Below are 22,042 nucleotides of genomic sequence, written 5' to 3'. Positions count from 1 at the left end.
GATGAATGAACAATTTGGTAACTGGATGCGACAAACCCAGGCGACGTGTGAAACCAGCCTGAAGCAGTTTTTGCCGGATGAAAATACAGTTCCGCAACAATTGCATGCGGCCATGCGCTATGCCACCCTCGATGGTGGCAAACGGGTGCGTCCTTTATTAGTGCATGCGGCTGGCCAGTTGTTTGATGCCCCTGCTGCATTATTGAGCCGGGCAGCGGCTGCAGTTGAAATGATCCATGCCTATTCACTGGTGCATGACGACATGCCCTGCATGGACGATGATGCCCTGCGCCGTGGCAAACCCACGGTACACGTCAAATATGATGAAGCCACTGCCTTGCTGGTAGGTGATGCCTTGCAAGCCCAGGCTTTCCTGGTGCTGACAGAAGGTGAAGGCGATGCCACAGCCAGACTGGCGATGCTGCAATTACTGGCACGCGCAGCTGGCTCGGTCGGCATGTGCGGCGGCCAGGCAATTGATCTGGCCAGCGTCGGCGTCGCCCTGAACCGTGAGCAACTGGAACAAATGCACAGGCTGAAAACCGGTGCCTTGTTGCGCGCTTCTGTATTATTGGGGGCCATGTGCGGCAAAACCCTGACTGCAGATGAAACCGCTGCGCTGGACAGCTATGCCGCTGCCATCGGCCTGGCTTTCCAGGTGGTGGATGATGTGCTGGATGCCACGGCAGATTCTGCAACCCTCGGCAAGACTGCTGGCAAGGATGCTGCCGATAACAAGCCCACCTTTGTCAGCCTCATGGGGCTGGACGCTTCACGCGCATTGGCGACGCAACTGTGCCATGATGCGCATGCAGCCTTGGGCAGGTTTGGTGACAAGGCGGGCTTATTACATGATCTGGCAGATTTGATCGTGCAGCGTCAGGCCTGATCACAGTTGTGAGTATAGTTGCAGGGTGTGCCATGCGCACCCTAAGGATAACAGTAATCATATTGACCTCATCCCAGCGACGGCCGGGATTTATCTGCGCAAGATCCTTCACGCAGAGTGACGAAGAAGTTTGGCAGGGAATTTTCCTGGGTGTAGTGCCCAGGAAGCAAACCCGAAAAGTAATGCAGTGCAGGTATGCGATAGCAGCTCTGGTGGTCAGTCAGGTACAAAGGGACCGATCATCAGTGACGTTTAGCCAAGTAATGAAAAAGAACAATGACGACTTTATTAAACACCATTAATTCCCCTGCTGACCTGCGCAGCATGACACGCAGCCAACTCAAGCCCCTGGCAGATGAGTTGCGTCAGTATGTGCTCGAATCGGTCTCCAAGACGGGCGGCCATTTGTCGTCTAACCTGGGCACGGTGGAGTTAACCATCGCCCTGCATTATGTCTTTAATACCCCGGAAGACCGGCTGGTATGGGATGTTGGCCACCAGACTTATCCGCACAAGATTCTGACAGGTCGTCGTGACCAGATGCACAGCCTGCGTCAGTTGAATGGCATTTCCGGCTTCCCGCGTCGTGCCGAAAGTGAATACGATACCTTTGGTACCGCACACTCATCCACCTCGATTTCTGCTGCACTGGGCATGGCACTGGCCGCCCGCACCAAGGGTGAAGACCGCCATGCAGTGGCCATCATAGGCGATGGTTCGATGACGGCTGGCATGGCATTCGAAGCGATGAACAATGCTGGCGTACATGACGATATCAATTTGCTGGTGGTCTTGAATGACAATGATATGTCGATCTCACCGCCAGTCGGCGCACTGAACCGCTACCTGGCGCGCCTGATGTCAGGCAAGTTCTATGCAACAGCGCGCAATGTCGGCAAATCAGTCTTGCCCTCCCCCGTACTGGAGCTGGCCAAACGTTTTGAAGAACATGCCAAGGGCATGATCGTACCTGCCACCATGTTTGAAGAATTTGGCTTCAATTACATAGGCCCTATCGATGGCCATGATCTCGATTCGCTGGTACCAACTCTGCAAAACATCAAGAACCTCAAAGGCCCGCAATTTTTACATGTGGTCACCAAAAAGGGCCAGGGTTATAAACTGGCTGAAGCTGATCCTGTCCTCTACCATGGCCCGGGCAAGTTCAATCCGGCTGAGGGTATCAAGCCTGCCGCCGCACCTGCCAAGCAAAGCTATACCCAGGTATTTGGCAACTGGTTGTGCGATATGGCGGCGGCTGATCAAAAACTGGTGGGCATTACACCTGCCATGCGCGAAGGCTCGGGCATGGTGGAATTTGAAAAACAATTCCCCAGGCGTTATTACGATGTTGGCATCGCTGAACAGCATTCCGTCACCTTTGCAGCTGGCCTGGCTTGCGAAGGCTTGAAGCCGGTGGTCGCCATCTATTCCACCTTTTTGCAGCGCGCTTACGATCAGCTGATCCATGACGTTGCCCTGCAAAACCTGGACGTGACATTTGCACTAGACCGCGCCGGTCTGGTCGGTGCGGACGGTGCGACACATGCTGGCAATTACGATCTGGCCTATCTGCGCTGCATCCCCAACATGGTGGTCATGGCAGCGTCGGATGAAAACGAATGCCGTCAGATGTTGAGCACGGCCTATCAATATCCCGGCCCTGCAGCAGTGCGTTACCCGCGTGGTGCAGGCGCAGGTGTGCCGACAGGCAAGGATCTGGATACCATTCCTTTGGGTAAAGGCGAAATCAAGCGCCAGGGCAAGCGCATCGCGATACTGGCCTTTGGCTCCCTGGTGCACCCCGCCCTGCAAGCGGCAGAGCAACTTGATGCCACGCTGGCGAATATGCGTTTCGTCAAACCGCTGGATGTGGAACTGCTCAAGTCTCTGGCTGCCAGCCATGATGAGCTGGTGACGGTAGAAGAAGGCTGCACCATGGGGGGGGCTGGCTCTGCTGTTGCAGAAGCCATGGCCGAAGCAGGCATCCATAAACCATTGCTGATACTGGGCTTGCCAGACCGCTTTGTTGATCATGGCGACCCCGGTTTGCTGCTGGCGCAATGCGGGCTGGATGCAGCAGGGATAGAGAAATCGATACGTGCCAGGTTTGCGGCTTAATCGATCGGAAAACCCCATTCAAAGACACCTGAAAAATGCTTTGTATTCAAGCTGCGCGGCGGCATGCATTGCATGCTCCGCGTGTTCTGGCATCCCTTACATATGATGATGTGTGGCAGGCAGTTGTACGCAGCAATACACAGCAAATTGATTTGCAAAAAAGTGCATTTACACAAGTACATATGTTTCTGTGTCCATATGCGTTTTTAAGCAAATTGCTTTTTTAAAAAGCATAGGGTAGTGTGGCAAGCTGAAAAGCAAAACCAAATTACTCTTATGTTCACCTGGCTCAAAAATAAACTTAGCAATAGCAATGACAAATCCGTAGCGCCAGCCCACAGCATGCCAGAGGCCTGGACACCACCGCCCGGATCTGTAGCCACGACTGAATACCAGCGACAAGGTAAAGTTTTTTTTGATGCAGGTCAGTTGCAACAGGCTGCCCACTGCTATCAGCAATTGCTGATTCTTGACGACCGCAACGCGCATGCTCACCATGCTCTGGGTGATATCAATGCTGCACAAGGAAATGTGGCTGAGGCTGAATCCCGCTACCGCAATGCGCTGGAGCTGACCCCGGAGGCTGGCAATACAATATACAGCCTGGGCCTGATACTTGATCAGCAAAACCGTTTTGCCGAAGCGGAGGCAGCTTATCGCAACGCCCTGCAAACCATGCCGGATGATGCGAACACTCATTACCATCTGAGCCTCAACCTGAAATCACAGTCACGCTGGCAAGAATCTGAAAGCAGTTGCCGCAAGGCGCTGGGCAGCAAACCAGACTTCAGTGAAGCACATGCTCATCTGGCAATTCTATTACAACAGCAAGGTCGATCTGGTGAAGCCGAGGCCAGTTGCCGTAAGGCTTTACAGTTAAATCCCGGTTTGGCTTCAGCACATTTTTGTCTGGGCCTGCTGGCGCATCACCAAGGCAGATTGGCAGATGCAGAGGCTGCTTATCGTCAGGCGCTGGCATTGCAGTCAGGTCATCACGGCGCTCTGGATCATCTGGCAGCCCTGCTGCAGAGCCAGGGACGCCATGCAGAAACAGAAGCAGCCTACCTGACTGCTGCCGCCAATAATCCCGGCGATGCGACTCCCTTATGCAAGCTGGCATCCATGCAAATGGATTTTGGCAAACTACAAGAAGCAGAACGCAATTTAAGAAAAGCCATCAGCATCAATCCTGACTATGCCGATGCACTCGGCACCATGGGGGTACTGTTGATGAGCGTGGGTCAATTTCCTGCTGCCGAGGCGAGGTTTCAGCAAGTATTGAAGATACGCCCGGATGATGCTGTGGTCTACGACAATCTGGGTGTGATCGCTTATCAGCAAAAGCGTTTTCCTGAGGCGGTCGTCTATTTCAAACGTGCCACAGATTTGGCACCGGGGATGTTGAATGCCCACAATAATCTTGCCAGTGTTTATAAAAGGTGGGGGCGACTGCGAGAAGCCGCCGACAGTTACCAGCAAGTGCTGCAGATGGACCCCAACAACCCGGATGCCTACGATAATCTGGCCATGATCTATTCTGATCAGGGACGCCTGGATGAAGCTATCGTCTTGTTTCGCAAGGCCATGCAGTTAGCTCCCGATGCAGCTAAAATTCATTCGCATTACTTGTTCGCCCTGAACTACCATCCGGAACTCAGCAGCGCCGCGATATATGCTGAATATGAAAAATATGACAAACGTTTCTGCCAAAACCTGAAACAAAAATGGCAAGCATTTTCCAACCAGCGTGATCCTGGCAAACGCCTGAAGATAGGCTATGTATCCCCAGACTTGTTCACCCATCCGGTGCGACATTTTCTTGAACCACTGTTAGCCCATCATGACAAGCGCGAATTTGAAGTATATGCCTACTCCTATGCCCGACCAGAATGGGAAGACGCTGTCACCAAGCGATATCAATCCTATGTCGATCACTGGGTGCAAACACTCAATATGTCAGATGACGTCATGGCAGATCGTATTCGCGCCGACGGCATAGACATCCTGATTGATCTGGCTGGCCATACCGGGAACCACAGCCTGCAGGTATTCGCACGCAAACCCGCACCAGTATCTACCTCATGGCTGGGTTACGCTTACACCACAGGGATAAAAGCTGTTGATTACATGCTCATGGACAGCACTAGCTTGCCTGCGGGATGCGAGGCATTTTTTGCAGAGAAGCCGTGGCGAGTAGAAACACCAGGCTACAACTACCGGCCATCTGACAACATGGGCTCCGTAAGCCCGCTGCCAGCGCTGCAATGCGGTCATGTCACCTTTGGCTGCTTGAGCCGTGCCATTCGTATCAACGATAGAGTCATCGCTGTATGGGCAGGCATACTGAAAAAAATCGCCGGTGCGCGACTGATTATCGACAGCGTCAGTTTTGTCGAGGCGAGCATGCAAGAGTCCTTTATCGCAAAATTTGAAGCGCATGGCATACACCGTTCACGCATTGACATAGGCTTCCATTCACCGCCCTGGGACTTGGTGCGCAATGTCGATATTGGTTTGGATTGCTTCCCTCATAATTCTGGCACCACTTTATTTGAGACTCTGTACATGGGCATCCCTTTTATCACACTGGCAAGTCGACCAAGCATGGGTTTGCTCGGTAGTGCCATACTTGAAAGTGCAGGGCTATCCCATCTGATCGCTCAAACAGAGCAGGAATATATTGATAAAGCCGTCGCACTTGCCAGTGATTTACCTGCGCTTGCAAATCTAAGAGGTGGCTTACGTGAGCAAATGCAAGCCAGTGCTCTCATGGATGAAGCTGGCTATACCCGCAAGATGGAAGCTGCCTATCGAGGTATGTGGATCAAATGGTGTGAGCAAAATCCTGACTGATCGCCGAGTCCACAATCAGGGTGAAAATATGCCGAATTACTTCGCCCTGGTTTTCCGGTATACGCCATCAAAACTGACATTTGCACCACCACAGTTTTTGTTGTCTGCCACCACCAGATAATCACCCAAAAAGCTGAAGTTGACCATGCAGGAGTATTGATCCTCCCCCATCTTTCAACTGAGCAACATTGTTTTTTGCGGTGATTTGCGGGGTAATGCGGGCACTGATGTCGCCAGTATGCACATTGTCGTTCAAGCCGCGCCAATACGCCTGCCCTTCTACTTTCAGTGCGGCACCATCTTTTCTGAACTTCAGGAAACCTGTTTTATAAAAATTCCAGTCACCAGACCAGTCATCCAGTTTGCCTGGGACTAACGGTTTGCCGAGCAATTTCTCTGCATCCAGCCAGCCCACTGTCGCGGTTTTGGCGCCATGAAACCAGACACAGGCCCATTGCCCCCTACGTTTGCTGACGAGTACCTCGTCGCCGTTGAGAATATAGGCTTTCTCTTTGCAACTATCTCCCTTTTCCGGACAGGCATCGTGGTCCTTCATAAAATAAAGCTTTTCACCAGGCGATGCTTTAACACGGGCAATTTCCATTTGCACCGTATTGGCGGCGTACAGACCAGCACGGCACATGCGTTCATCTTCAGTCAGGGCATGGGCCTGTATCAGAACGCAATTCAATAATAAGGCAAGATTTATGGTGGAAAGGCGCATATAGGTGAGAGGAGCACTAACTGTTTTTATCAATCATATACCAAAGCAAGTCCAGCCAAAGTCGCAAGATGAACTGGCATGCGCCTCATGCTATAGCTCTAATTCATTTGATCCTTTCATGCGGCATGGCTCATTGTGCGAGCATGCTCATTTTGGCAACTCAACTGAATAATAAGGCCCTGGAACACAAATGCCATATATCGCCTGCCTATGCCGCCTATCGCCTGGTATTTGGCAGTCACTATAGTTAATTCATATAATAGTCGCAGATTTATTTTGACAGGCACTGTCCAGTAATAGTCTTCACAATGCGTGTCAGAAGAACATTTGAGTAACAAGCAATCATAGTCTCGTCGCTATATTAAAGGAACCGAATATGCATATCTTCACCCATCGAATTGGCTTGGCGGTGCTCGTCCTCAGCTCTTTATTTTGCAGCCTGTCGCAGGCAGCAGATACTGAAGGGCAAAGCTTCGCGACCGACGACAAGCAAGTGAAGTTTTGGGCAGCGGACAAGCCGGAAAAAACTGAAGAAATCCTGCCAGACCGCAAGGGAGCTCCCTATAAGCGCACTACCTATACCATGGAAGCTGAAGGCTGCATGATGATGATGGGCATATTGGAATTTAAGCGCAACGATCCATCTGCAGCGGGTTATGAAATGGCCTATCTCAACACCATGCTCGACAATTTGCGCAGAGGCTTTATCAAAAAGTTTTTACTGGATACAGACGGTGGCTGGGTGGATATTGTCCTGCCAAGCGTTGAACTCAAAGGCAAGCAATTAAAGGGCAGACTGGACGGCCAGGATTTCACCTTGAAAGCCTATGTAGCGCCGCATACCATTTACTTGCAGCAAATAGGTCATGCGCCTTCGAACAAAAAAGCAGAAGAAATCGCAGATCGCTTTTTCAACTCCTTGCTGATCGAAAAAAAGTAAAGTCACGAAGAACCTGAAGAAAAGCCAGTGCACAGCAATGTGTCAACTGGCTTTTTTATTATTTTCTGGCGATTGATCAATATCTGCCTGAATGTCTCGCGCATCACACACAAATAGTACATTCATATTCCTGCCATTTTTGCAAATCTCCGTCTTCTTCAAGGTATCATGTCACCGGGCCAGCGCATGTAAGCCGCCGTGCAGTCGCTGAGTAAATTCTGGACTGCCGCCTGCTATCAGCAGTTTACCTCCCCCCCAGCTCGTCAGCGACCTATTCAAACCAAGGATATATCATGCAAAATTTTGAAGGCAATAAAGTTCCTCAAGTCGATTTCAAGCTTCACGAAAACAATCAATGGGTCAACACCAATAGCGCAGAATTGTTTGATAACAAAACTGTCGTGGTTTTCTCTTTGCCTGGTGCGTTCACACCTACCTGCTCGTCCACCCATCTTCCTCGCTACGAAGAACTGGCAAGTCTGTTCAAGGCGAATGGTGTTGATAGTATTTTGTGTGTGTCAGTCAATGATGGTTTCGTCATGGAATCCTGGGCACGGGACCAGGGCTTGACAGCGGTGCGCCCGATTGCAGATGGTAACGGCACCTTCACCGAAGGCATGGGCATGCTGGTTGACAAGTCTGCGCTGGGTTTTGGCAAACGCTCATGGCGTTATTCCATGCTGGTCAAAAACGGCGTGGTCAGCAAGATGTTTATAGAACCCGATGTAGAAGGCGACCCTTTCCTGGTATCCGATGCAGACACCATGCTCGACTACATTGCACCAAAAGCGGCCAAGCCTGAACAAGTTGCCCTGTTCAGCAAAGTCGGTTGCCCATTTTGTGCAAAAGCAAAAGAGGAGCTCGATGCTGCCGGTGTGAATTATCTGGAAATGCCTCTGGCAGACAATGTGCGTCAACGCCTGTTGTCCGCGGTTGCTGGCAAGGGTACTTCACCGCAACTGTTTGTCAACGGTGCCTTGATAGGTGATGGCACGGCCATCACTGCGTGGATTAAAGCTCGTAGTTGAGCTCGTACATGAGCACGCACCAGATATCCTGTCATTAACTCCATACACCTTCATCCTTGCTGGATGAAGGCGTATGGTCTTACTTCTTTAAGTCTGCGCCGCAATCTGGCGCAATGCCTGTTCAAATACCTCAGGTGGCTGACCGCCAGAGATCAGATGACGTTCATTGATAATGATCGCTGGTACTGAACTAATGCCTCGCTGCTGATAAAAACGCTCCTGTTCGCGCACCTCGGCAGCATATGTGTCAGAAGCCAGAATGCGTGCAGCCTCTTCTGTATCAAGCCCCACCTCACCCGCCAGACGTACCAGGGCCTCGTGTGAAGCCGGGCTCTCACCCTTGCTGAAATACAGTTCAAACAGCGCCACTTTCAAGGCATGCTGATGGCCTTGCAACTCAGCCCAATGCAGCAAGCGGTGCGCATCAAAAGTATTGTAGATGCGGCTGCGTGCAGCCATATTGAATTGAAAACCCAGCTCTGCTCCACGCGCCCTTATCATTTCCCTGTTCCTGGCGGTTTGCTCAGCTGTTGCGCCATATTTTTCTGCCAGATGCTCGGCAATATCCTGACCTTCTGCCGGCATTTTTGGATTTAACTCAAATGGCTGGAAGTGCAGTTTGACATCAACGTCTTCGCCTATCCTGTCGATTGCCTGCTCCAGTGATTTCAGCCCTATGATGCACCAGGGGCAAGATACATCAGACACAAAATCTATCCTGATCTCTTTACTCATTTTCTACCTCTTTCCGCCACCCGCCTGCGCGCCGCAGCTATCAAATGTCTGGTAGCTTAAGTACCAGTATGAGATCACATATGTGCGCATTTATTGTCAATTCAAGGTCAGCGGCAAGCTGATATCTGGAAAGAATGCGCGTGGACCAAACCTTATTGTTATGAAAATATATTTTTATTCTATATTGACAATATATTACCAATCTAATTACCATTGCATCCCCGTCAACTAATAAAGGAGACGATAATGTTGCGCAAATCTATACTTATGTTTGTTTTTTTAGCCTGTTTTTCTTCCGCTTACGCGGGGAAAGACAAGGAAGAAATTTCCCCTCAGATGAAATGTATTGCCGCATGTGTTAAAGCAAATGGATGGGAATATGTAAATCTGTGTGTAGATTACTGTACCTCTTTGTAAAATTTGTGCATGACTTGATCATGGAAGTTAATTTCCATGATCAAGCTAATCTTTTCGTTAGATCTATTGTTCGGTTTTCTTGCAGAAATTAATTTGCACTACGAGATAAAAATGAAAAAACCTCTACTAATAATCATCGTATCAGCAGTATTTGCGACAGTAGGTGCTTATGCCCAAGAACGAAGAGTGAGTACGCGTAGCGAATGCACACAACGTTGCAATGCAAGCTTGCCTGTCGATGTCCCAAAATATAGTGAACAACTAAGGAAGATTCGCGCTGAAAAGGAAAAAGAAACCGATCCTAAAAAACTGCAAGAGCTGGAAAGAAAAGAAAAAGAAGAAACTGAAAAAATGTACGACAAGGTTGAGCAAGTTTGTCGAGACATTTGCCAATACAACCCTGACTAATAATCTGGTAACTGGCTAGTCTATTTTAGCCTTACTCACAATAGATACTTTCCTCGTTCGGTGAAATACTGCTCACACCCAAATCAATGAAAATTACTGATACACTCTTATGGGGGCTCTTGCTGATGAGTGCTTCAGCATGGTCGCAAGAAACGAGTAAAGCGCATGCGGCACCACAAGTACAGCAAGTGGTAGTGAATGGCAGCCAGACAGATATAGAAGCCAGCCGCGATTTTGTCGCCGGAAAATTAATCATAGGACGAAAGCAAATTGCCGATAGCGGCTTGCAAAATGTCAGTGAGATATTAAAGCGCGAACCCGCCGTCAGCGTCGGCAAAGATGGCAGACTGGGCCTGCTTGGCTTGCCGGGTTATACGCAAATTTTAATTGACGGCCAGGCTCCGACTGGAAAAAGCCCGCTGGAACTCGATCTGAGCCAGGTTGATAAAATCGAGATCATTAAATCTGCAACGGCAGAAACCGGTCCCTTTGGCATTGCTGGCACAATTAATATCATCAGCCGGAAAATAGAACGCAAGAATGTGCAGCAATTGCGTATGGGTGCGACTGCCGTAACTGGCGAATATGGTGCAAACGCTAGCTGGAACTTGAATCAATTCAGTCCTGACAGTCCACTGAGCCTGAGTCTGAACACCATGGCCAAGCATGAGCGCAGCCCAAGCGCCAGTCATGCAGAACAAGTACAAACGGCCCCAACACTGCAGCCACAGTTTGAATCGGTGCGCAAGAACCTGCGCACTACCGAATTTCTGACACTATCCAGTGAACTGGCCTACAAGCTCGATGCCAATAATAACCTGAGTTTCAGGCCGGACATAGGCAGGATAACGCTGAGCAATGACAGGAGTGAGCAGCGTTACTGGAGTAATGGCAGGCAACAACAAGCACTGCAGCACGGAACGTCGCCAATGACTTCATATAGTCTGCCTCTGACCTGGTCTTATGATGCTGGAGACAGCGGGCAACTGGAAACCATCTTCCGCTTTAACCAGATGCAGATCAAGAACGATAGCTGGCGCAGCGACGAAGATACGGCAACGGACTATGCTGTGCGCCGGCAAGCCTATCGCACTGATCAAAGCAGCTATTTCCTGTCACTGAATTACAAAACCAGTTTCAGTGGCGGCCATGATTTCAAAACAGGCTTGCAACTGACGCACGGAAACCAGGACATCACCAACACACACTGGTTGAACAATCTGCCCGATACCAGTCTCAGTCTGCTTGGTGGAAACATCAATACCAGCCAGGAAACGCGCAGGCTATTTGTACAGGACGACTGGCGTGTCAACAAAGATCTGGCCCTCAACGCAGGTCTGTCGGTAGAAGACCGTGTGCTGAAGATCAACGAATACAATATCAACAGCAAGGCTTCATTTACGGTGTGGTCACCATCGTTGCATTTTTCAAAAAAACTGGAAGGTGATCAAAAACGCCGCTGGCGAGCTTCTCTGGCACAAAGTTTCAGGGCGCCGGAGCTCGATCAATTAATGCTACAACCGTCAGTAAACGCTTTTGCACCATGCACCATCACGTCTGGCTGCGGTCAGAATACGATAGATACGCCAGACAGCATGGGTAATCCTGCGCTGCAACCAGAGCGTGCCATCGCCACGAACCTGGCGTATGAGCATGGCCTGACTAGAGATAGTCAGATTACCGTGGAACTCTATGCGCGCCAGATTGCCCGCAAGACAGGCACAGAAGTGTTGTTGATGAACCTGCCCTGGGCCAACCAGGCACGCTATGTAGAACGCCCGGCCAATCTGGGCCATGCTGAATTGCAGGGTATCAATGTCGACTGGCGTGTTGCCGCACGCGACCTGTGGAAGGCAGCCCCAAAACTGGACCTGCGTGGCAGCCTGGGTTGGGCACATTCAGTGCTGAGTGATTTGCCCGGCCCCAATAACCGCCTGGAAGGCCAAAGCCCCTGGCGCGCCAAATTTGGCATGACTTATACCATGGCAGATTTGCCCGTCAAGATAGACCTTGATGCCAACTGGCTACCCGGCGACTGGTACAGGAATAACCTGACACAAAGAACCTATGAAGCACGCAAAACCACATTGACAGCCAACGCCAACTGGACTGTCAACCCCAGCCTGCGCCTGGTCATGAACCTGGATAATTTGTTTGCCCCACAAGCAGAGAGCATCAGTGAATACCGCGGTAACAGCAACACCTTGCAAACACGTACCATCAATTCGTCTTATACGCGGGTGGGGTTGAGGATGGAGCTTAAATTATAAAATTCAGACTGCTTGCGAATGACTTGATAAATTCAAACAATAAGCTGAACCTATCGCATCCAGAACTTCAAAGGACTATTCAATAGGCAACGGACATCCTGACTCTAACCAGGTGAGAAAGTCATTGCCTATGATTTCCATAAATTCAGGACTCATGACGCCATGCCCAACAAGATAAACGTTGGTGTCATCAAGCAATGCACTCTTTATCAATATTGCCTGTCCACCGCCATCATCACCGATGCTAATGAAATTTGGACAATACTGCCCGACTTCATAAGTCAAATTTCTTTCAACTAGTTCGTCGACCGGATAAAGTCTCAACAGGTTTGCGTCAAATCCATTGGTTTGCTTTAAGAACTGCAGGTAGGCCTCAGGGAAAGGCAGTTGCAATACTGACTCAACGGCAAGAATACAAGCATCCTCTACTGGCTTCCTCTGTACAAGCAGTTCGATATTTCCCAAATTAATCATTCATTGCCCAGAAAATGCCATTCAAATAACCATACTCCGCAAGCAGCATATTTGCTGCAGCCTGCTCAATCAGAATGCGGAACTCATCTCTGGCGCTCCTTCTCCCACAAAACATCACTCCCGCCCGCATACCGGTTCAACACCCGCGACAACACAAACAGCAAATCCGACAGGCGGTTCATATACTGTCTTGGGGCATCATTGATGGCTTCGGCATTGCCGACGCTGACGATGGCGCGTTCTGCGCGGCGGCAGACGGTGCGGCAGACGTTGGCGATGGCGGCTGCGCGGGAGCCTCCTGGAAGGATGAAGTCTTTTAGCGGTGGCAGGTCGGCATTGTATTTTTCCAGCAGGGCATCGAGCCTTTCGACCTGGGTTTCAGTAATCATGGTATAGCCGGGGATGCAGAGTTCGCCGCCCATGTCGAACAGGTCATGCTGTATGGAAAACAATTCCTGCTTCATCTGCTCTGGCATGTCTTCACACAGCAGGACGCTGATCTGAGAATTGAGTTCATCCACGTCGCCCATGGCGTGTACGCGCAGGGCGTCTTTGGCGACGCGGCTGCCGTCACCCAGGCCGGTCGTACCTTTGTCGCCGGTGCGTGTTGCGATTTTTGAGAGTCGGTTACCCATGGCAAATAAAATAAGTAAAAAATAAATAAGGAAGTGTGAAAGGATACGGCAAAATTTGCTCAAGCACAGCATATATGGCATTGGGGTATGCCAGCCTACTATCATTGCTCTGCTTGTGCCTTATCAATATAATCGCAGCATGACACTTACACAATTATTAGCCGCAATACGCGCTTCTTATATCACCGTACTTTCTGCAGCGATGAGCAATGGCAATGTCCATGTAGAACCGGCATACCGCAATGCCGATGGTACGCTCAGCCTGGAAGGCAAGCCAGCCCTGCCCTGCCGGACAGACTGGATACCTGTGGAAGGTGAATTTGCTGGTCAGTCGCACACGGTGGATGCAAAAACCCAGCTGGAATTTGAGCCTTTTGCTTTTCAATTATCGGCCAGCGAGGTGAGTATCACGCCATTCACCTGGGACTGGTTGCCCTTGCAGATCAGCGGGCTGTCGCCTAATGTTGCAGAGGCCACGCTGACAAGCTGGTTTATGGCATGGTTTGATGGCGACGATGGCAATGCCAAAAATGCAGACGGCCTGTATGGCGTCGTGCATTTCATGTCTGACATCACGCAAGAGGGCGACGTCTTGCAATTAAGCATAGACCTTGGTTCTGTTTCAGAGGCCGCTGTTGAAGATTTGCTATTCAAACTGGCGGATGCTAACGCGGAAGCTATACAGTTAGGATAAGTACCAGCCTTCAAAATGCGACTTGATGACGCCTATCAGACCGCCAGTGCTTGAAGGCGAATTGCCCCGGGCAAATTAAATCAGTCAGGAACTTTGAAAGGATGCGGCAAAATTTGGCTGGACACAGCATAATAGAGAGCATCACGACCAGTACGGACCTCATTATGAACCATCCTGCCATTTTGGCGAGTGTCAGAAAGCCCTTGCCCGCCAGTTTGCTGCATGCCCTGCAAGCATTGCTGGAAGACCGTTGCAGCATCGCCCTGGCGGTGCGTGAGCATCATGGCCGCGACGAATCTTCCTACGACCCTATGCCACCAGAGGCGGTGGTATTTGTGCAGAGCACGGAAGAGGTGGCAGAGGTGCTCAGGCTGTGTCATGCGCATGATGTGCCGGTCATCCCCTACGGTGCTGGTTCGTCGCTGGAAGGCCACATCCTGGCCCTGCATGGCGGTGTGACGATAGACTTGTCGCAAATGAACAGCATGATAGCCGTACATGCCGAAGACTTGACGGCCACCGTGCAGGCAGGGGTGACGCGCAAACAACTAAATACCGAGATACGTGATACTGGTCTGTTCTTCCCCATAGACCCTGGTGCGGACGCCAGCCTGGGTGGCATGGCGGCGACGCGCGCATCGGGCACGAATGCAGTGCGCTATGGCACCATGCGTGAAAACGTCATGGCGCTGACGGTGGTGACTGCCGATGGCCGCATCATACGCACGGGCTCGCGGGCCAAGAAATCATCGGCCGGTTACGATTTGACGCGGGTGTTTGTCGGCAGTGAAGGTACGCTGGGCATCATCACCGAAGTGACCGTCAAGCTTTATCCTTTGCCTGAAGCCATCTCCGCGGCGGTGTGCAGCTTTCCAGACAATGCAGATGCGGTGAATACCGTCATCCAGACCATACAGATGGGCGTGCCAATTGCACGGGTAGAGTTCCTGGATGCGAATGGTGTGCGTGCCATCAATGCGCATGACAAATTGAACCTGCCAGTCAAACCTTTGCTGCTGTTTGAGTTTCATGGCACTGAGCATGGTGTCAAGGAACAGGCAGAGCTGGTACAAGAAATTGCGGCAGCCAATGGTGCCGGTGATTTTGAATGGGCGACCAAGCCCGAAGACCGTAGCCGCCTGTGGGCAGCCAGGCACAATGCCTATTTTGCGCTGCTGCAGTTGCGGCCTGGTTCACGCTCTATCTCTACAGATTGCTGCGTGCCGATTTCACGCCTGGCTGAGTGCATCAGCGAAACCCAGATAGATTGTGAAAACCATGGAATCACCTACTCCATCATCGGCCACGTCGGTGATGGCAATTTCCATGTACTGATGCTGGTAGACCCGGACAGTGCGGAAGAAATTGCCGTGGCAGAATCCATCAACCAGCGCATGGTGACACGGGCGATTGCCATGGATGGCACATGCACGGGTGAACATGGGGTGGGCATACACAAGATGGGATTTTTGATCGAAGAACATGGGGCAGATGCAATACACATGATGCGCTTGCTCAAGCATGCATTTGATCCGAAGAATATTTTAAATCCCGGCAAGATTATTGCGTGGGATGAGGCGGAAGAGTAAACGAAAATTCTTGTCGGCTGATCGACGAAAGACCATTCACCACAGAGACACCGAGCCACAGAGATAGCACAGAGAAACCCTGGCAAAAAAGAAGGAGAATTCAGCTTTGCCCAGGTCTTTGGGTCCTGGCACTACTTGCTACTGTGTGGCATGTGCTTGAACGGACTACATAAAACAAATCAGGAAGAGTATGGCAACACGATTACCACCGGTACATGCATTATCTGCTTTTGAAGCCGCGGCGCGGCATAGTTCTTTTGCGGTGGCGGCAGAGGAATTATGTATTACCCCTTCTGCCTTGTCACACCGCATACGTCTGCTGGAAGAGCATTTGTGTGAACGCGTTTTTGTGCGCGAAGGGCGCAGTGTCACGCTGACTGAATTTGGTCGCCGCTACCTGGATGTGGTGCGGGTGGCCTTGCGCACCTTGTCTGATTTCCCGCTGCCGAACAAGGTCACGCAAAGCCAGTTGCGCGTCAAGGTGACGGTACCACCTACATTTGCGCGTTATATGTTCATGCCGCGCCTGGCCAGCTTTACCGATGCCTATCCGGACATAGAAATTGAAGTCTATCTGTTTGTGCCTCTGTATGACTTGAGCTTGTCAGAAAGCGATGTGGAAATACGTTTTGGTGCTGGAGAATACCCCAATCTCGTGACCAAGAAATTGTTCATAGAACCCAGCTTTGTCGTCGCCAGCCCGGCTTACCTGAAGACCTTGCCACCGATACAAAGCCCGGCAGATTTGCGCCATGCACGCCTCTTGCGCTCAGCCCTGGAACCCTGGCAACCCTGGTTTGAAGTAGCCGGACTGGACTGGCCAGAACCAACGACAGGTTTGCGCGTTGATGACCTGGGTTTGCTGCTGGAAGCAGTCAAGCATGGCCATGGCATAGGCCTGACCCGCCAGCAATTTGCCCAGGACATGATCAGTAAAGGTGAAGTCGTCAGGGTGCTGGATACGCAGTTGGCGACACCACCGCATGCGTATTACCTGGTACATGAAGCACAAGCCAATATACGGCCCGAGGTGCAGTTGTTTATAGACTGGATGCAGGCGACGTATCAGCAGGTTTAACAGCCTGTACCTTGCAGTGAAAACATAATAGAAGCCCCCGTAGGAGCGGCTTCAGCCGCGAACCACCATATAAGATTCGCGGCTAAAGCCGCTCCTACATAACACAGCATGCCCTGCAAGTTTTTCACGCTACACCACACTGCTATTTTCCTTCCCCGGCTGCACTATCTGCTTTTGCAGCATCAGCCATTTATCCAGCGGCATGGGTCGGGCGAACAGGAAGCCCTGCATGGACGCGCAGCCATTGGCGATCAGGAATTCTGCCTGCTCTTTGGTTTCCACGCCTTCTGCCACTACCCGCAGGCTAAGGTGAGATGCCATCGATAAAATCGATTGCACGATGGCCGTGCCATTTGCATCACCCGGCGTGTCTTGCACGAAGCTCTTGTCTATCTTGAGTTCATACAGAGGCAGACGCTTGAGATAAGCAAGGCTGGAATAACCAGTACCAAAATCATCGATGGAAAAACGTATGCCCAGAGTGGTCAGTTCCAGCATGCGGGCAATAGTGTCTTGCAGGTTATCAATCAGCAAGCCTTCGGTGACTTCAAAGATCAGGCGGGTTGGCTGTGCCCCTGTATATTTCAATACTCGCCTGACCTTGTTGACAAAATCAGGCTGGCGAAATTGTTTGGGGCTGACATTGATGGACAAGGGTATGTCCCAACCCGCGGCCTGCAATTGCAGCAGGGCCAGGCAACCCTGTTCCAGCACCCAGTCACCCAGGCGCAAGATCATGCCTGACTCTTCTGCCACCGGGATGAAAAGTGCGGGTGAAATAAAGCCACGTTCGGGGTGTATCCAGCGCATCAGCATTTCACCGCCTACCGGTTTTCCCAACCTGTCGACCTGTGCCTGTATGTACATGTGCAAATGCCCGCCTGAGATGGCTTCGCCCAGCTCTCTTTCCATGGTCAGTCTTTGCTCGACCTCGGTTTGCATGCCGGTTTCATAAAAGGCGATTTGATTGCGACCTGCGCTCTTGGCACGGTACATGGCAGTATCTGCTTCGCGTAACAGATCATGCGAGTTCTGGTTTTCACGCGGCAGCAAAGTCACGCCTATGCTGCAAGTGGTGCTGTATTGCAGTCCATTGATATCAAAAAACTGCGAGATAGAATGACGGATTTTTTCTGCCACGGCTTGCGCCGCATGCGCACCTGCCACCACATCATTGGAGATATGACAAAGCAGGACGACAAATTCATCGCCACCAATATGTGCCACGGTATCAACCTCACGCAAGCTGCCGCTGAGCCTGTGGGCAACCAGGTTCAGCAAGGCATCACCCACGGCGTGACCGCGTGCATCGTTGATGTATTTGAAGTGATCCAGGTCGATGAAAAGCACGGCGCTGATCATATTGCTGCGCCTGGCGGTGGCCAACAGAATGCTCATGCGGTCCAGCAGCAGGCGGCGGTTTGGCAAGCCTGTCAGCACATCAAAATACGCCAGTTTGTGTATGTGTTCCTGCGCCTTTTTACGATCGCTGATATCGCGCCCGGTGGCAACCCAGTGGCTGAACAAGCCATTTTCATCAGCCAGAGGAACGACATCGGCCTCCATCCAGAATTCACTGCCATCACGGGTATAGCAGATCAATTCTATATGTACAGATTCTATGGCAAGCAAGGCTTCATTGAGTCTTTCAATTTCCGTCGCCTGGGTGCGCGGGCCCTGCAAAAAAGCAGGGGACTTGTCGATGACATCATCACTCTGAAAACCGGTCTGGCGCACGAAGGCATCATTCACAAAAACTATTTTGAGATTTCTTTGTTCTGCTTTGCTGACATCCACTTTGATGATCATGACGATATCATTCAAACGTGCTACTGCAGCGACGATGAGACGCAATTCTTCATTCATTACTTTCAGGGAGGCCTGCCCCTGTTGCAAAGATGCGGTGATGACACGCTGGTGTTCGAGCGAGTTATCCAGCCTTTGCAAAAGCACGCCACAAGAAATGGACATGACAGCTGCAATGAAAGCGAAGTTGATGGTGACCACCACCAGTTGCATGAAAGGGTGGGAATCAAACCCATACACATGCAGGTTTGCATCGGCTATATAGCCCACCACCAGCAGGCTGGCAGACGACAGTAGCAATGCCTGTATGGACAGACGCATACTCAGCAACAGGGAGGTCAGTACCGGAAAAGCCAGTAAATAAATCAGGCCAGTCAGGCCGACCTTGATGACGAACCAGACGCCAAGCAAATACAGGAACAGCAAGAAGTTCCAGGCGCGCTGTTCATAACTCAGGAAGGGCAGGCGCCAGATAGTGGCAATCCAGGCGAGGGCAAAGATATCCACCACCACCACCGACCACAGGTTTTCACTGATCGCCAGGACTATACTTGGGATGGCTGTTGCCCCACCCAGTATCAACACAAAGAAGAGTATCGCGGACAACACTTGCTCACGCCACTGGTGTGTTTCACCCATTGACGAAGAGTTTGCCATGTAGTTACTGCGGATGAATTGAAAAACAGTCACAAATGCTGTCCTTCTGCAATCACATCACAAAACAGGCCAGACTCAGTGTAGCGGCCGGATCAGTAATACTATACCAACATTTGATAGGGTGAACAGAAATTCAGACATGCTGGGAAAATGACGCAACAGTCACATTCACCTCAGGCAATATTCGGCGTCAAATGCTTAATTTTTTAGCACCAAGGCACTTATAGCTGTGACAGCATGCCTGTATGAAGGTTTCATACAGGCATGGATGCAGGCAAGAATTAGTCGACGTTTTTACCGGCCGAGGCACACCACAGGGCAAACCATTGCTCACGACTCAATGTAATGGCAGTCGCATTGACCGCTTCCTGAATCGCCGCCAGGCGTCCTGACCCAGTCAATACCAGCGGCCTGGATGGATGTTGCAAAATCCAGGCAAGTGCTATCGTACCCGGGCTGACTTCAAGTTCAGCAGCAATTCGTGCCAGTACCGCACTGATACGTTGACTGCGCTCATCCTGCTCAGCCAATAGACGGAATAAATTGCCGCCACCAAGTGCCGACCAGATCATCGGTGCAATGCGCAACTGCTGGCACAGATCGAGCGTGCCATCATGCAAAGCCTGCATATGCAATAAGGATAATTCAACTTGATTGGTCACCAGGGGGAAGCGTGAGGCCAGCAATTCAAACTGACTATTGGTGAAATTGGATACGCCAAAATACCTGACCTTGCCACTCTCTTGTAAATGCCTGAAGGCGCCTGCTATTTCATCTGCATCCATCAGCGGATCTGGCCTGTGTATCAACAGTAAATCCAGCTGCTCTATCTGCATCGCACGCAGTGATTGTTCAGCCGAGGCGATGATATGGGCAGCACTGGTATCGTAATGCTGCATGCCATGTGCAGGCCGCTTGTCAGACACCAGCTTGATGCCGCATTTACTGACGAACTGGAATTGATCGCGCAAGTGCGGAGCCAGCGCGATGGCTTCACCCAGCAGGCTTTCACTTTGATAATCGCCATAGATATCAGCCTGGTCTATGGTAGTGATGCCCAGGGCCAGAGCCTGCTCCAGGAAACTCACTCTCTGCTGCGCGGTCATTTGCCAGCTACCCAGTCTCCATAATCCAAGTACGATGCGGGAAAACTCAGGTCCGTTCGGGGCGATTTGCAAACGCGGGCTACTCGTTGACATACTCATGCTTGTTGTACCTGTTGTAAAGTCGCGATCAAATCATCGCGTGTGGTAAAGCCAGAAGCCAGCATATGCAGCGCCTCATTATGCACCAGCAAGAGGGCAGGAAAACCGCGTATACCCCAGCGCTGGGCTTGCTCAAAATGTTCTCTGGTATCTGACATCGCCATGGGCGAAACAAAGGTCTCGGCAAAACTATGGACGTCAAAACTGTCCTCGCCTTCGACCTTGTTCATGGCTTCAACAGCCAGCGCTGACAATACCCCAGTATCACGCACATCCTTGCCCCCGGCGTAGAAAGCATGCTGTATCGCATGAAACACCGCCAGCGCGGCGCGGCCAGTATCATCATCGGTCAATGTGCGCGCTGTTACTACGGCACGGCAAGCAGGCTCGGTATCATAGATAAAACCTGGCTGCGACAGGGCTGCACTGTCGAAAGGCAAGCCAGTACGCTCAGCCACATGCTGCCAGTGGCCAAGAATGGTGGTACGTGTTTCATCATCCAGCACCTGCTTGTTATAGGCACGCAAACCACCCATGATCACATCCACCTTGGCACCAGGCAAAGTATCCAGCAAGGCCAGCAATTCAGGCCCAAAACCATAACACCAGGAACACATGGGGTCGGCCACATAAATCAACTGCGTCATAAGTCTGTCTCTGAGTAAGAAGGGATATGCCATTGTATAGAAACTTGGAAATGGCGGGGTTGATTGGGTAAATGTGTGTGCTTTAAGGATTGACGACGGCTAGCGGCAGAGTTTTGGAAGGAGTCAATCAAGACCTCTCCCCAGAAACACGGAGACACTGAGATAAGCAGGGGAGTCCGAGTTATAGATGCTGGTAGTCGGCCGCCCTGGTTGCAATAGGCTTGGCCTGATTATCGTCCCTCTAGCGCAGGTTCACTCCTGTCAGGAATAATATCTCTGACAAGCAATAACGATTAAATTCCCCCATTCAAGGGTGTGTCGTCGGGGTTTCACAAAGCATGCTTTATGCCGACAGAACTAAGTCGCCTGCAAGCGGCACAATAGACGGCTCAAGGTGAGGATGGGTTTCGGTCGATTGGCAGCATTTGGTTTTACTTCAGAAACCCATCCCCATCCCAACCTTCCCCTTGAAGGGGAAGGAGCTTCAAGCACGGCCTCTGGCAGAGAATACGCGCAAATCACCGGCAGCACAGAGATTGTGGGCAGCCAGTCGTCTGGGTTGTAAGAGAGTTACCCTCAAACTCGTCGCTGCAGCGCAGGCTGGAGCCTGGTGTCGTTGGTCGATGCACCGAGCATTGATCAAGAGGGAGAATAAGTGATCAGACAGTGCCTACTGCGGCAGGGGAGCGATATAGTCCCAAGAATGAAATAAAAAGGCTGAGTCACAGAGTAAAAGCAGAGAAGTTCGCATGTTTTTGCTGTTCTTTTGTCTTTCTTGCCTTTCTCAGTGCGCCTCTGTGTCTCGGTGCCTCAGTGTTGAGAGGTCTTGCCCTTGTTTTTGATCTTGTTTTTGTTTGTTATTTCTGTTCGCG

18 protein-coding genes are annotated in these 22,042 nt (G+C 51.0%); 11 read left to right on the top strand and 7 right to left on the bottom strand.

What is annotated here, in order from left to right; translation table 11 throughout:
* The first annotated feature begins 1 nt into the window (after nucleotide 1).
* From DFR42_RS24345 to DFR42_RS24330, 3 genes are all read left to right on the top strand, one after another.
* Nucleotides 2-889: a polyprenyl synthetase family protein gene (locus tag DFR42_RS24345; protein ID WP_110257662.1), complete on the top strand. Its 888-nt coding sequence runs from the start codon at nucleotides 2-4 to the stop codon at nucleotides 887-889.
* Nucleotides 890-1,165: 276 nt separating this feature from the next.
* Nucleotides 1,166-3,010 carry a 1-deoxy-D-xylulose-5-phosphate synthase gene (gene dxs, locus DFR42_RS24340; protein ID WP_110257661.1) on the top strand — a complete coding sequence of 615 codons (1,845 nt, stop codon included), beginning with the start codon at nucleotides 1,166-1,168 and terminating at the stop codon, nucleotides 3,008-3,010.
* Between the two features lie 276 nt (nucleotides 3,011-3,286).
* On the top strand, nucleotides 3,287-5,863 hold the full coding sequence (locus tag DFR42_RS24330; protein ID WP_110257659.1) for a tetratricopeptide repeat protein: 2,577 nt from the start codon (nucleotides 3,287-3,289) through the stop codon (nucleotides 5,861-5,863).
* Between the two features lie 121 nt (nucleotides 5,864-5,984).
* On the opposite strand, the gene DFR42_RS24325 is transcribed toward DFR42_RS24330, so the two are convergent.
* On the bottom strand, nucleotides 5,985-6,467 hold the full coding sequence (locus tag DFR42_RS24325) for a hypothetical protein (protein ID WP_146218955.1): 483 nt from the start codon (nucleotides 6,465-6,467) through the stop codon (nucleotides 5,985-5,987).
* A gap of 496 nt (nucleotides 6,468-6,963) precedes the next feature.
* Here DFR42_RS24325 and DFR42_RS24320 point away from each other — a divergent pair, with 496 nt between their 5' ends.
* Nucleotides 6,964-7,527, top strand: a complete 564-nt coding sequence (locus tag DFR42_RS24320) for a hypothetical protein (protein WP_110257657.1) — start codon at nucleotides 6,964-6,966, stop codon at nucleotides 7,525-7,527.
* 290 nt (nucleotides 7,528-7,817) lie between these two features.
* On the top strand, nucleotides 7,818-8,555 hold the full coding sequence (locus DFR42_RS24315) for a glutathione peroxidase (RefSeq protein WP_110257656.1): 738 nt from the start codon (nucleotides 7,818-7,820) through the stop codon (nucleotides 8,553-8,555).
* 87 nt (nucleotides 8,556-8,642) lie between these two features.
* Here the strand turns inward: DFR42_RS24315 and DFR42_RS24310 are convergent, their stop codons facing one another.
* Nucleotides 8,643-9,290: a DsbA family oxidoreductase gene (locus tag DFR42_RS24310; protein ID WP_110257655.1), complete on the bottom strand. Its 648-nt coding sequence runs from the start codon at nucleotides 9,288-9,290 to the stop codon at nucleotides 8,643-8,645.
* 246 nt (nucleotides 9,291-9,536) lie between these two features.
* Here DFR42_RS24310 and DFR42_RS29335 point away from each other — a divergent pair, with 246 nt between their 5' ends.
* The 3 genes from DFR42_RS29335 (at nucleotide 9,537) to DFR42_RS24300 (ending at nucleotide 12,385) form a co-directional block, all read left to right on the top strand.
* The gene (locus tag DFR42_RS29335; protein WP_170133662.1) at nucleotides 9,537-9,707 is read left to right on the top strand and encodes a hypothetical protein; all 171 of its coding nucleotides are present in this window, start codon (nucleotides 9,537-9,539) and stop codon (nucleotides 9,705-9,707) included.
* Between the two features lie 36 nt (nucleotides 9,708-9,743).
* Nucleotides 9,744-10,115, top strand: a complete 372-nt coding sequence (locus DFR42_RS24305; RefSeq protein ID WP_110257654.1) for a hypothetical protein — start codon at nucleotides 9,744-9,746, stop codon at nucleotides 10,113-10,115.
* A 125-nt stretch (nucleotides 10,116-10,240) separates the two neighbouring features.
* Complete coding sequence (locus DFR42_RS24300; RefSeq protein ID WP_211324412.1) at nucleotides 10,241-12,385, top strand: TonB-dependent receptor plug domain-containing protein; 2,145 nt, start codon at nucleotides 10,241-10,243, stop codon at nucleotides 12,383-12,385.
* 75 nt (nucleotides 12,386-12,460) lie between these two features.
* Here DFR42_RS24300 and DFR42_RS24295 read toward each other — a convergent pair whose 3' ends face one another.
* Nucleotides 12,461-12,859: an SMI1/KNR4 family protein gene (locus DFR42_RS24295; protein WP_110257652.1), complete on the bottom strand. Its 399-nt coding sequence runs from the start codon at nucleotides 12,857-12,859 to the stop codon at nucleotides 12,461-12,463.
* 83 nt (nucleotides 12,860-12,942) lie between these two features.
* A complete protein-coding gene (locus DFR42_RS24290) occupies nucleotides 12,943-13,494 on the bottom strand; it encodes a cob(I)yrinic acid a,c-diamide adenosyltransferase (protein ID WP_110257733.1) in 552 nt (183 codons plus the stop codon).
* 139 nt (nucleotides 13,495-13,633) lie between these two features.
* On the opposite strand from DFR42_RS24290, the gene DFR42_RS24285 reads away from it, so the two are divergent.
* The 3 genes from DFR42_RS24285 to DFR42_RS24275 all read left to right on the top strand — a co-directional run bounded on the left by DFR42_RS24285 (nucleotide 13,634) and on the right by DFR42_RS24275 (nucleotide 16,855).
* On the top strand, nucleotides 13,634-14,188 hold the full coding sequence (locus DFR42_RS24285; RefSeq protein ID WP_110257651.1) for a hypothetical protein: 555 nt from the start codon (nucleotides 13,634-13,636) through the stop codon (nucleotides 14,186-14,188).
* Between the two features lie 164 nt (nucleotides 14,189-14,352).
* Nucleotides 14,353-15,777, top strand: a complete 1,425-nt coding sequence (locus DFR42_RS24280; protein ID WP_110257732.1) for an FAD-binding oxidoreductase — start codon at nucleotides 14,353-14,355, stop codon at nucleotides 15,775-15,777.
* Between the two features lie 190 nt (nucleotides 15,778-15,967).
* Nucleotides 15,968-16,855: a LysR substrate-binding domain-containing protein gene (locus DFR42_RS24275; protein ID WP_110257650.1), complete on the top strand. Its 888-nt coding sequence runs from the start codon at nucleotides 15,968-15,970 to the stop codon at nucleotides 16,853-16,855.
* A 129-nt stretch (nucleotides 16,856-16,984) separates the two neighbouring features.
* On the opposite strand, the gene DFR42_RS24270 is transcribed toward DFR42_RS24275, so the two are convergent.
* The 3 genes from DFR42_RS24270 to DFR42_RS24260 all read right to left on the bottom strand — a co-directional run bounded on the left by DFR42_RS24270 (nucleotide 16,985) and on the right by DFR42_RS24260 (nucleotide 21,170).
* The gene (locus DFR42_RS24270) at nucleotides 16,985-19,318 is read right to left on the bottom strand and encodes a putative bifunctional diguanylate cyclase/phosphodiesterase (protein WP_110257649.1); all 2,334 of its coding nucleotides are present in this window, start codon (nucleotides 19,316-19,318) and stop codon (nucleotides 16,985-16,987) included.
* Between the two features lie 281 nt (nucleotides 19,319-19,599).
* Nucleotides 19,600-20,523 (bottom strand): aldo/keto reductase, encoded by a 924-nt coding sequence (locus tag DFR42_RS24265; protein ID WP_342766868.1) that lies wholly within the window; start codon nucleotides 20,521-20,523, stop codon nucleotides 19,600-19,602.
* Nucleotides 20,520-21,170, bottom strand: coding sequence for a DsbA family protein (locus DFR42_RS24260; RefSeq protein WP_110257647.1), 651 nt, complete (start codon nucleotides 21,168-21,170; stop codon nucleotides 20,520-20,522). The genes DFR42_RS24265 and DFR42_RS24260 overlap by 4 nt, the downstream gene beginning before the upstream one ends.
* Nucleotides 21,171-22,042 lie beyond the last annotated feature (872 nt).

The organism is Undibacterium pigrum, assembly GCF_003201815.1.
GTDB lineage: Bacteria > Pseudomonadota > Gammaproteobacteria > Burkholderiales > Burkholderiaceae_D > Undibacterium > Undibacterium pigrum.
This window is presented reverse-complemented; position numbering and strand designations above follow the sequence as displayed.

What these genes read in the sequence shown, in the direction of transcription:
- DFR42_RS24345 (WP_110257662.1), top strand. Translation starts at nt 2, where the DNA reads ATGAATGAACAATTTGGTAACTGGATGCGACAAACCCAGGCGACGTGT.
- dxs (WP_110257661.1), top strand. Translation starts at nt 1,166, where the DNA reads ATGACGACTTTATTAAACACCATTAATTCCCCTGCTGACCTGCGCAGC.
- DFR42_RS24330 (WP_110257659.1), top strand. Translation starts at nt 3,287, where the DNA reads ATGTTCACCTGGCTCAAAAATAAACTTAGCAATAGCAATGACAAATCC.
- DFR42_RS24325 (WP_146218955.1), bottom strand. Translation starts at nt 6,467, where the DNA reads ATGGAAATTGCCCGTGTTAAAGCATCGCCTGGTGAAAAGCTTTATTTT.
- DFR42_RS24320 (WP_110257657.1), top strand. Translation starts at nt 6,964, where the DNA reads ATGCATATCTTCACCCATCGAATTGGCTTGGCGGTGCTCGTCCTCAGC.
- DFR42_RS24310 (WP_110257655.1), bottom strand. Translation starts at nt 9,290, where the DNA reads ATGAGTAAAGAGATCAGGATAGATTTTGTGTCTGATGTATCTTGCCCC.
- DFR42_RS29335 (WP_170133662.1), top strand. Translation starts at nt 9,537, where the DNA reads ATGTTGCGCAAATCTATACTTATGTTTGTTTTTTTAGCCTGTTTTTCT.
- DFR42_RS24305 (WP_110257654.1), top strand. Translation starts at nt 9,744, where the DNA reads ATGATCAAGCTAATCTTTTCGTTAGATCTATTGTTCGGTTTTCTTGCA.
- DFR42_RS24300 (WP_211324412.1), top strand. Translation starts at nt 10,241, where the DNA reads ATGAGTGCTTCAGCATGGTCGCAAGAAACGAGTAAAGCGCATGCGGCA.
- DFR42_RS24295 (WP_110257652.1), bottom strand. Translation starts at nt 12,859, where the DNA reads ATGATTAATTTGGGAAATATCGAACTGCTTGTACAGAGGAAGCCAGTA.
- DFR42_RS24290 (WP_110257733.1), bottom strand. Translation starts at nt 13,494, where the DNA reads ATGGGTAACCGACTCTCAAAAATCGCAACACGCACCGGCGACAAAGGT.
- DFR42_RS24285 (WP_110257651.1), top strand. Translation starts at nt 13,634, where the DNA reads ATGACACTTACACAATTATTAGCCGCAATACGCGCTTCTTATATCACC.
- DFR42_RS24280 (WP_110257732.1), top strand. Translation starts at nt 14,353, where the DNA reads ATGAACCATCCTGCCATTTTGGCGAGTGTCAGAAAGCCCTTGCCCGCC.
- DFR42_RS24275 (WP_110257650.1), top strand. Translation starts at nt 15,968, where the DNA reads ATGGCAACACGATTACCACCGGTACATGCATTATCTGCTTTTGAAGCC.
- DFR42_RS24270 (WP_110257649.1), bottom strand. Translation starts at nt 19,318, where the DNA reads ATGGCAAACTCTTCGTCAATGGGTGAAACACACCAGTGGCGTGAGCAA.
- DFR42_RS24265 (WP_342766868.1), bottom strand. Translation starts at nt 20,523, where the DNA reads ATGAGTATGTCAACGAGTAGCCCGCGTTTGCAAATCGCCCCGAACGGA.
- DFR42_RS24260 (WP_110257647.1), bottom strand. Translation starts at nt 21,170, where the DNA reads ATGACGCAGTTGATTTATGTGGCCGACCCCATGTGTTCCTGGTGTTAT.